Raw genomic sequence first — 9,010 nt, forward strand, 5'->3', positions numbered from 1 at the left:
CTGGCTCTGGCTCTGGCTCTGGCGGGAGTGTCGGTGGAAGCTCGACGATGTCCACCTCCAAAACCACGGGCTCAGGAGGGGGCGGCAATTTGTGTCCGAAGGCAATCGCAAAAAGGAACAGGATCAGGCCGTTGAGGCCCAATGATCCCGCCACAAAGGGAAGGCGCTCGCGCGCGAACTCTTTCCAGGCTCCACCCATGGGCCAAAGCCCTAGCAGCCAGCCTGAGACGGCCTCAGTGACTTTTCGTACAGCTTGCGCCGTGCCGCCTATAGCGCCAACTCCAACTGGCCGTTGACCAATGCGGTATAGTCATTGACCAGCGTTTCGGAGATCTGGCCCGGCTTGTAGACATGCTCGCCAATCTCGGCGACAGGCGTGATTTCAGCTGCGCTGCCTGTGATGAAGCATTCCGAGAAGGTCGACAGCTCATCCGGGAAGATCGCCCGTTCGATCACTTCGATGCCGCGCTCCCTGGCCAGCTTGATCGCCGTCTGGCGGGTCAGGCCATTGAGGAAGCAATCCGGGGTCGGCGTATGTAGGGCACCATCGCGCACGAAGAAGATGTTGGCTCCGGTCGCCTCAGCCACCTGACCGCGATAATCGAGCATCAGGGCGTCGGCATAGCCATCGCGCTCTGCGGCATGCTTGGACAGGGTGCAGATCATGTAGAGGCCAGCGGCCTTGGCATGGCAGGGCGCGGTGTCCGGGGCTGGACGGCGCCACTTGGCATGTGTCAGGCGGATGCCCTTCATCTTGTCGGCGAAATAGTCGCCCCAATGCCAGACCGCGACCGCGAGATGGATCGTGTTGTTCTGGGCTGACACGCCCATCATCTCAGACCCGCGCCAGGCCAGTGCGCGCACATAGGCGCTCTCGAGACCCGATTTCGCCAGCGCCTCGGTCTTGGCCTGTTCGACCTGATCAACAGAAAATGGGATTTTGAACCCCATGATCTCCGCTGAATTGTGCAGGCGCTTGGAATGGTCCAGCGAACGGAAGATCTTGCCGCTATATGCCCGCTCACCTTCAAAGACGGAGGACGCATAGTGAAGCGCATGCGTCAGGACGTGGACTTTGCTGTCCCGCCACGGCACGAATTCCCCATCCATCCAGATATAACCGTCACGGTCGTCATAAGCAGACATAATAGTTCAGCGCTCCTCGCTTGCACTTATAGCATTTTCGCGTTCATTTCAGAACATGGCCCCTGACGTCAACCTGAATAGACCTTTCGATCCGCGCCTTTTCCTTATGGATCAGGAGCTTGATAGAGGTGTCGGACTCCTGCTGGCAGGAAGCGCCGAACTGATGAGAGCCGCAGAAGAGGCGCGGCACAAGGCGGGGCTGAGCAAGCCAGAACTGCAAATACTCATGGCTGTCCGCTACTCACCCGGCCAAACAGTGGGCGAGCTGCGCGATGCGTTGAGCATGACAGTACCAACTTTCGCTCGCATCATCGGCGAACTGGACAAGCGCGGCCTGATCGAGCGCGAGCGTGAACAGGCAAGTGACAAGCGTCGGCGCACGCTGAACCTGTCGGATGCGGGCACCACGCTGACCACCCAGATCACGATCGTATTGCGCGAGCGGCTGCGCCTGGCCTATCGCGCCGCTGGCCCGGATGCGGTTGAAGGGGCGCGCAAAGTGATGGATGCGCTCGTCAAATGAACCAGGACACCGCTCATATTCTCGTCGTCGATGACGATGACCGCATTCGCGACCTGCTGAAGCGATATCTCACCCGTGAAGGATATCGCGTGACCTCGGCGTCCGGAGCGGACGGGGCGCGCAAGATGATGTCATCAATGGAGTTTGATCTCGCCATTCTGGACATAATGATGCCGGGCGAAGATGGCCTGTCCCTGCTGAAATCCATGCGGGAGGGGCGCAATCGGGAAACGCCCGTCATGCTGCTGACCGCCAAAGGTGAAGCGTCCAACCGGATTGAAGGGCTGAAGCATGGCGCAGATGACTATCTCGCCAAGCCTTTCGAGCCAGAGGAGCTGTCCTTGCGCTGCGCCGCCATCCTGCGCCGGTCGCACAAGGCCGAGCCGCCCGAAGAAGTCGAAATGTCCGGTTTGGTGTTCAATGCAGAACGCGGGGAGCTGAAGGAGGGCGACACGCGCATTCGTCTGACCGAAGCCGAATTGCAATTGCTGACGGTATTGGCCTCAAATCCGGGCGAACCGGTGAGCCGTGAGGAGCTGGCCTCCCTGACTTCAGCCGGGATGGAGCGCTCTGTCGATGTGCAGGTGACGCGCCTGCGCCGCAAGATCGAGCCCAATCCGAAAGAGCCGATCCATATCCAGACCGTGCGAGGCGTCGGATATCGCCTCATGCCGGACTGAGCCGATGCTGCGCCTGAGAGATATCACACCGCGCGGGCTGTATGCCCGCAGCATGTTGATGGTAATCGCGCCGGTCGTTCTGATCCTGTCGCTCATGTCGTGGTATTATTACGACAGCCATATTGCGGAGGTGAACCGCAAGCTCGCCCAATCCATCGCGCGCGATGCGAGCCTCGTCCAGGCATATTGCGACCGCCGCGAGGAGTCCGTGCTGGACCGCAAGACCATAGATGAGCGCCTGGACCTGACCTTCACTTGCGACAGCGATTCCGCCAGCCTCGATCGCCGAAGCTATGCTGAAGTCTTCTCCTATAGCGGCACGCTGGACAAGGAGTTGGAGACCCGGCTTGGCGTACCGGTGGAGACGGCGTTGAACCCCCAGGACTCAATGCTGCATCTCCGCTTCGCGTCGGGGCCCCGCACAGTTGAAATCATTGTCGAGCGCAAACGTGTGCTCGCCGCCAATACCCACATCTTTATTGTCTGGGTGATCCTGTTCTCCCTGTTCATGGTTGCGCTGGCGATCGGCTTCCTGAACCAGCAGGTGCGCTCGATCCTGAGCTTATCAAAGGCCGCGCGAGCGTTCGGCCGTGGCCGGGATGTGCCGGACTTCCGCCCGTCTGGCGCCAACGAAGTGCGCGAGGCGGCCCGGGCGGTAATCGACATGAAGAACCGGCTGACCGCCTTTGCGGAACAGCGCACCGCCATGCTAGCCGGGGTCAGCCATGATCTGCGCACGCCCCTCACCCGACTGAAGCTGGCGCTGGCCATGATGGACGAGACCGATGACATCAAAGCCGCGCGGGCCGATCTTGATGACATGTCCATGATGCTGGACGAATATCTCACCTTTGCGCGCGGCGAAGAAGGCGATGAGCCGAGCGATTTTGACCTTGCCGAACTCTTGCGCGACGCCGCCGCGGGCTTTGGCCCGCACATTACCGTAACCGGACCCGATCATGTTCAGGTCAATGGCCGTCGCCTGGCACTCAAGCGCGCTGTGACAAATTTGATCTCCAATGCGACAAAATTCGCGACCGACACACAAATCACTCTTGTGAACGGTCCGCATGCGGCCGATATACACGTCGATGACAATGGACCGGGCATTATCCCGGAGCTGCGCGAGGATGCTTTCCGCCCTTTCATGCGGCTGGATGAGGCCCGCACCCAGAATACACCGGGCACAGGGCTCGGATTGACCCTCGCCCGAGATACGGCGCGCGCGCATGGCGGAGATCTTCGCCTCAGCGACAGCCCTCTCGGTGGCCTGCGGGCCAGCCTGCGCCTGCCCCATTGAACCTTATCCCTCCAGAGACATTCCTTCGCCATGAGCAATAGCAAAGCAAAACTGATCATCCGCAATGCAACGCCGGATGATATCCCCGGCCTTCAGGGCCTCTCGGCGCGCGTTTATGGCGAGGGCGAAGAGTATTCCCGCGACCACCTCATGGCGCAGATCAACCGGTTTCCGGATGGGCAGTTCATCGCTGAATACGAAGGCCAGATTGTTGGCCATTGCGCCACCTTCATGATCGCGTCCGAACATGCCTTTGGTCCGCACACATGGATGCAGATTACCGGCGGCGGATATGCCGCCCGTCACGACCCCGAAGGGGACGTGCTCTACGGCATGGATGTCGCGGTCGACCCGGCGTTCCGTCGCTTGCGCATTGGCCAGCGTTTCTACAAGGCACGGCGCGAACTGTGCCAGTGGCTGGAGCTGAAAGGTATCGTATTTGCCGGTCGGATGCCTGGCTATGCTCGCCGCGCCAAACAATATCCCAACCCGGACGACTATGTGAAGGCGGTCCGCGAATCCAAGCTCCGCGATCCGGTTATCACGTTCCAACTGAATCAGGGGTATGAGCCGCTCGGCGTACTGCGCCATTACCTGCCGGAAGATATCGACTCCATGGGACATGCCACGCACATGTTCTGGGAGAACCCACTGGCGCAGGAGAAGATCCAGACCAATACGAGCTTTGGCGACACGTCCCTGCCCGAGCGCGTGCGGATCGCCACGGTCCAGTTCCAGATGCGCCGGATCACTTCCATCGACGAGTTTGAAGGACAGGTCGAATACTGGGTCGATATCGCGTCAGACTACCAGTCAGACTTCGTGGTCTTCCCGGAAATGCTGACACTGCAATTGCTGTCGCTGTCTGAACGCCCGCTCGGCCCTGTCGATGCGATCTCTCAGATATCTGACTATACGCCGCGTTTTGTGGAGTTCATGGAGAAGCTGGCAGTTTCCTACAACATCAACATCATTGGCGGAACGCATCCGAGCCAGATGGCGAATGGCGAAATTCTCAATGTCTGCCACGTCTTCCTGCGCGACGGCTCGGTCCATACCCAGCAGAAGCTGCATCCGACCCCGTCCGAGCGCCATTGGTGGAACATTCAGGGCGGTCGTGGAAACTCCGTGATCCAGACCGACTGTGGCCCGATAGGCGTGATGATCTGTTATGACAGTGAGTTCCCCGAAATTGCGCGCCACCTTGTCGACCAGGGCGCGCTGATGCTGTTCGTGCCCTTCTGTACCGACGAACGGCGCGGCTATTTGCGGGTGCGGTATTGCTGTCAGGCTCGTGCGGTCGAGAACCAGTGCTATGTCACCATGTCCGGGGTTGTGGGCAACCTCCCGAATGTAGAGAACATGGACATTCACTATGCGGAGAGCTGTATCTTGACGCCGTCCGATTTCCCCTTCTCACGCGATGGCGTAGCAGCGGATACAGCCCCGAACACGGAAACGATTGCGCTGGCTGACCTGTCCATTTCAGACCTGCTCACAGCTCGTCAATCCGGCGCGGTACAGAACCTCAAGGATCGTCGACTGGACCTCTATCAGGTGGCCTGGAAGAAGAACTAGGTTTCCTCTATCAACTGGACGCCCTGATTACGGACATTTCCCACGGCAGGATTTACAGGCCATGCGTGCATGTCCTCGGTTGGGAATGGTTCGTAGAGGTGTTCCACCTTGCGATTGTCAGCATCCAGCCATGTCCGATAGTCCGACGGATGAAGGATGACCGGCATGCGTGTGTGCAGCCCCGCCATCAGGTCGTTGGGCTTGGTGGTCAGGATGGTGAATGTGTCGATCTCGGACCCGTCGATCATGGCGCGGTCCCATAACCCTGCAAAGCAAAACCATCGCCGGTTTCGCAGGCCGATAGCAAAGGGTTGCTTCTTGCCCTTCGGGCCTGTCCATTCATAGAAGCCGCTGGCCGGAACCAGACAGCGATGATGCCGGAAAGGCCCGCGAAACGTGTTGGACGCTTCAAGACCTTCGCTGCGCGCATTGAACGTCGAGAATTTCTTCTCGCTCAACGGCTTTTTCCACCAGCTGGGAACCAGTCCCCACATGGCCGGAGCCATCTGGATGGCGTGACGCGGCACATCCTCGCCTTCCGGCGCCATGCGGATGATGGGCACATACTGGGTGGGCGCAATATTGTACGCAGGCTCCGGCGGCTGGATGCCGTTCGGGTGAATCAGATTCAGCGCATTGTGGTATTCCTCCCACGTTACGCCATGCCGGAAGAATCGTCCGCACATAAGCTAAGGCTCGAAGACTGCGAAACGGTCACGGCCCAGATCATAAGCGACGTGGTGCTTCAGTTTTTCTGTGAGCTCGATGGCGTCGCCTGCCAGTTGGTCTGGATGAATCATCTGGCCGAACGTCATACGCACTTGCGCGCCGCGCTTGTTCAGCAGCTCGTGAAACAGGGTGATGTCACGCAATTCCGGGTTCAGCTCGCTGAGAAAGTAAAAGAGCCTCGAATTCCACGCATCGAGATTGAGCGGCAGGACGGGTGTCTTCTGTTTCCGCGCGAGGCCGACCACGGTAGAGAACCAGTCCTTCTCGACCAGCCGCCCGTCTTCCTTCTTTGCAAGCCGCCCCGAGGGGAAGATGACAACGCATTTTTCCTCGGCAAAGGCCTGCCCTGCCCGCTTCAGGGTTTCGCGCGTCTTGGCCGGGGTGCGCTTCTCGGCCACCCATTCGACCGGGATGATGACATCCTGAAAGTTCGGATTGACGCGAATGGCATCGGCATTGGCAAAGAATACGATATCCTGCCGAACCTGCTTGAGCAGATCCCAGACCGCCACACCATCTGCCAAACCGGTTGGATGGTTGGCCGCAATGATAACCCGGCCAGCACTTGGCAGTCTCTCGAGACCGTCGACCTCAAGAGAGAAGTTCAATTGGCGTGAAAGATGATCGAACGAGTCCCGCCCATTCAGCTGCATGATGGTGTCGGCCATTTCCCGCGCGCGGCGATAGCCGAGCGTCTTGTAGAGAACCGGACGGACAAGCGGCCACGACCAGCTGCCGCGCAGTTTCGGGCAGCGTTCCTCAATCAGCGTATCGACGATATGCTGGTCATTATTTTTTTCTGCATCAAGAAATGCCGATCCTCCCAAAGTAGAGGATTTTGCGATCAGGCTCTCGTCGCTCATGGTGCGTGGGCCACTCCGTTCTCCCTTTATATACATAGGGGTTGGGGCGAATCCCTCAAAGCGGGAACTACAGGGGAATGGCCGTTCGCGCAGGCCACCGGAACGCTGCATTGTGTTGAAATATAAACACTTCGGAAAGTTTCGCTTTACCAAGACGTAAGAGCCACGTGCCATTGTGAACGCCACAGGGGGGTTGGCTTAAGGCTTTCCTTCGCGGGCAAATAAATCGGGAATAGTGTAGATGAAAGTTCTTTGGGTTGAAGATCACGAGCCAGTCAGAGACATGCTGGCGATTGCCGCGGACAAGGCTGCGCGCTCCCGCGTGCAGGTTGACCTGGTCATGGCGCCGACCCTGATGATGGCGGAAGCCCGGTTGCGCCTCGAAAGATTTGATCTCGTCGTGCTCGACCTCGGCCTGCCAGACTCCTTTGACCCGGACATGACCATCGCGCGGGTTGCCAATATGGGCAAATACCGGATTGCGGTCGTCTCTTCCATGGATGTGCGCGACCAGGCTGTTGAGTCTGCCCTGCGCTGTGGCGCGAACATTCATCCGCAAGCTATTTTCAAGGCCACTCTGCCATTCAATCGCTTCATCCAGCGCCCCGATGCGTTTGAAGACTTCCTGATGGACCTGATGCCAGCCGCTGAAACCACGGCCGTCCGCGCGGCCTAATCCATGCGGGTGCTTGCGAAGCGCCCCTTCCCCTTGCTAAGCCGCCTAGGATACGTCCGGGCGGCTTTTTGCTGGGCGACACAGGAAAAAGGCGGCACCCCCGATGATGGAATATCCCGTGACGATCAGCCTGATCGCGGCCAATGTCCTCGTCAGTCTGATTGGCCTGTCAAACCGCGCTTTCTTCGAGGACAACAATTTCTGGATCGCGCCGATCCGGGAGGGCCGCCAATGGTGGCGCTTCGTGACTTCAGCCTTCCTGCATGTGAACAGCACACATTTGCTCATCAACATGTTCGTCCTGTGGCAGTTTGGCGGAGTGCTGGAACGCGAACTTGGCGCAACAACATTCCTGATCATCTATTTCGGATCGTTGTTTGCCGGAAACGCATGGGAATACGTCGACAAACGCGACCAGCCCGACTACCGCGCCGTCGGCGCGTCGGGCGCGACGTCCGGTATCGTGCTCGCGTTCAGTGTGCTGGCGCCGTTTGCGGTGTTGTACCTGCTTTTCATCTTGCCGATGTGGGCGATTGTTGCGGCAGTTCTGTTTATCTCGGTCAGCTTCTTCCTGTCGCAACGCCCTAATACGATGATCGCACATGGCGCGCATTTGGGCGGCGCCTTGGCCGGTGCGGCGTTGACCTTCCTGCTGGTGCCCGGAGCCTGGAGCGCACTGCTGGCCCAGATCGCCGAGCGGCTGGGTTGACCCGAATGACCACCGTCCTTGAGAAATACGAAGCCCGCATCGAGAGCGGCCAGCTGACGCCGGACCCGGTTCAGGCAACCGCCGCTGCGGCGCTGAACGATCTGGAACACAGACTGGCCAACCGCAAGACTGGCGGCTGGTTCTCGAAAGCCGAGACCGTCACGGGTCTCTATATGTGGGGCGGCGTTGGTCGGGGCAAATCCATGCTGATGGATCTGTTCTTCGAGAGTGCACCGGTTGAAGCCCGCCGGCGGGTCCATTTCCATGAATTCATGGCCGAAGTGCATGACCGGCTGGATGCCTGGCGCAAGCTCTCGCAAGACAACCGCAAGCGGTCCGAATGGCGCGTGAAGGGAGCGGGCGATGATCCAATCGCGCCAGTGGCGAAACAGATCGCCTCCGAGGCGAGCCTGCTCTGCTTCGATGAGTTCCAGGTCACCCAGATTGCTGATGCCATGGTTCTGGCCCGCCTGTTCGAGGCACTGTTCGACATGGCAGTCACGGTGGTGGCGACCTCGAACCGCCACCCCAATGATCTCTACAAGGATGGGATCAATCGCCCCCTCTTCCTACCCTTCATCGAGCATCTGAAGGCGCATTGCGAAATTCTGGAACTCGCCTCGGAGCGGGATTACCGCCTTGACCGCCTGATCGAAGCGCCGGTCTGGTATTCGCCATTGGGCCCGGAATCCGAGGCCGCGCTGGACCGGGCCTGGGACCGGCTGACCCTTGGGGCAGAACCACAGCATTGCGTGCTGACGGTGAAAGGCCGCAAACTGGAAGTCCAACGCGAAGCGGCGGGTGTG

Annotated in this window: 10 protein-coding genes and 1 pseudogene; 7 read left to right on the forward strand and 4 right to left on the reverse strand. The window is 59.4% G+C overall.

Going from position 1 to position 9,010, the window contains the following annotated elements:
• Together B4F73_RS03795 and B4F73_RS03800 are read right to left on the reverse strand one after the other, a co-directional pair.
• A pseudogene (locus B4F73_RS03795) lies at window positions 1–199 on the reverse strand (hypothetical protein); the annotation flags it as partial.
• Window positions 200–267: 68 nt separating this feature from the next.
• The gene (locus tag B4F73_RS03800; RefSeq protein WP_290480504.1) at window positions 268–1,146 is read right to left on the reverse strand and encodes a branched-chain amino acid aminotransferase; all 879 of its coding nucleotides are present in this window, start codon (window positions 1,144–1,146) and stop codon (window positions 268–270) included.
• Between the two features lie 163 nt (window positions 1,147–1,309).
• Between B4F73_RS03800 and B4F73_RS03805 the strand changes: the two genes are divergently transcribed.
• Genes B4F73_RS03805 through B4F73_RS03820 form a run of 4 tightly spaced genes read left to right on the forward strand, consistent with a single transcriptional unit; the run spans window position 1,310 to window position 5,227 of the window.
• Window positions 1,310–1,669 carry a MarR family winged helix-turn-helix transcriptional regulator gene (locus B4F73_RS03805; RefSeq protein ID WP_198019827.1) on the forward strand — a complete coding sequence of 120 codons (360 nt, stop codon included), beginning with the start codon at window positions 1,310–1,312 and terminating at the stop codon, window positions 1,667–1,669.
• Window positions 1,666–2,349, forward strand: a complete 684-nt coding sequence (locus B4F73_RS03810; RefSeq protein WP_206992129.1) for a response regulator — start codon at window positions 1,666–1,668, stop codon at window positions 2,347–2,349. Before B4F73_RS03805 ends, B4F73_RS03810 begins: the two co-directional genes overlap by 4 nt.
• Before the next feature lie 4 nt (window positions 2,350–2,353).
• Window positions 2,354–3,649, forward strand: coding sequence for an ATP-binding protein (locus tag B4F73_RS03815; RefSeq protein WP_206992128.1), 1,296 nt, complete (start codon window positions 2,354–2,356; stop codon window positions 3,647–3,649).
• Between the two features lie 30 nt (window positions 3,650–3,679).
• A complete protein-coding gene (locus B4F73_RS03820; protein WP_290480506.1) occupies window positions 3,680–5,227 on the forward strand; it encodes a bifunctional GNAT family N-acetyltransferase/carbon-nitrogen hydrolase family protein in 1,548 nt (515 codons plus the stop codon).
• Here B4F73_RS03820 and B4F73_RS03825 read toward each other — a convergent pair.
• Window positions 5,224–5,913: an SOS response-associated peptidase gene (locus B4F73_RS03825; RefSeq protein ID WP_206992127.1), complete on the reverse strand. Its 690-nt coding sequence runs from the start codon at window positions 5,911–5,913 to the stop codon at window positions 5,224–5,226. The two genes, B4F73_RS03820 and B4F73_RS03825, sit on opposite strands and share 4 nt — an antisense overlap.
• Before the next feature lie 3 nt (window positions 5,914–5,916).
• The gene (locus B4F73_RS03830) at window positions 5,917–6,819 is read right to left on the reverse strand and encodes a GNAT family N-acetyltransferase (RefSeq protein WP_290480507.1); all 903 of its coding nucleotides are present in this window, start codon (window positions 6,817–6,819) and stop codon (window positions 5,917–5,919) included.
• 241 nt (window positions 6,820–7,060) lie between these two features.
• On the opposite strand from B4F73_RS03830, the gene B4F73_RS03835 reads away from it, so the two are divergent.
• The 3 genes from B4F73_RS03835 to zapE form a co-directional block, all read left to right on the forward strand.
• A complete protein-coding gene (locus tag B4F73_RS03835) occupies window positions 7,061–7,495 on the forward strand; it encodes a response regulator transcription factor (RefSeq protein ID WP_034817104.1) in 435 nt (144 codons plus the stop codon).
• Window positions 7,496–7,598: 103 nt separating this feature from the next.
• Window positions 7,599–8,204 carry a rhomboid family intramembrane serine protease gene (locus tag B4F73_RS03840; protein ID WP_290482541.1) on the forward strand — a complete coding sequence of 202 codons (606 nt, stop codon included), beginning with the start codon at window positions 7,599–7,601 and terminating at the stop codon, window positions 8,202–8,204.
• 5 nt (window positions 8,205–8,209) lie between these two features.
• On the forward strand, window positions 8,210–9,010 hold an 801-nt coding region (zapE, locus tag B4F73_RS03845; RefSeq protein ID WP_290482542.1), incomplete at its 3' end, for a cell division protein ZapE.

Source organism: Hyphomonas sp. UBA3601, from assembly GCF_002375605.1.
Classification (GTDB): domain Bacteria; phylum Pseudomonadota; class Alphaproteobacteria; order Caulobacterales; family Hyphomonadaceae; genus Hyphomonas.

Excerpts from the sequence above, each read along its gene's own strand:
- B4F73_RS03840 (WP_290482541.1), top strand. The coding sequence starts at position 7,599 with ATGATGGAATATCCCGTGACGATCAGCCTGATCGCGGCCAATGTCCTC.
- B4F73_RS03825 (WP_206992127.1), bottom strand. The coding sequence starts at position 5,913 with ATGTGCGGACGATTCTTCCGGCATGGCGTAACGTGGGAGGAATACCAC.
- B4F73_RS03830 (WP_290480507.1), bottom strand. The coding sequence starts at position 6,819 with ATGAGCGACGAGAGCCTGATCGCAAAATCCTCTACTTTGGGAGGATCG.
- B4F73_RS03800 (WP_290480504.1), bottom strand. The coding sequence starts at position 1,146 with ATGTCTGCTTATGACGACCGTGACGGTTATATCTGGATGGATGGGGAA.
- B4F73_RS03820 (WP_290480506.1), top strand. The coding sequence starts at position 3,680 with ATGAGCAATAGCAAAGCAAAACTGATCATCCGCAATGCAACGCCGGAT.
- B4F73_RS03810 (WP_206992129.1), top strand. The coding sequence starts at position 1,666 with ATGAACCAGGACACCGCTCATATTCTCGTCGTCGATGACGATGACCGC.
- B4F73_RS03835 (WP_034817104.1), top strand. The coding sequence starts at position 7,061 with ATGAAAGTTCTTTGGGTTGAAGATCACGAGCCAGTCAGAGACATGCTG.
- B4F73_RS03805 (WP_198019827.1), top strand. The coding sequence starts at position 1,310 with ATGAGAGCCGCAGAAGAGGCGCGGCACAAGGCGGGGCTGAGCAAGCCA.
- B4F73_RS03815 (WP_206992128.1), top strand. The coding sequence starts at position 2,354 with ATGCTGCGCCTGAGAGATATCACACCGCGCGGGCTGTATGCCCGCAGC.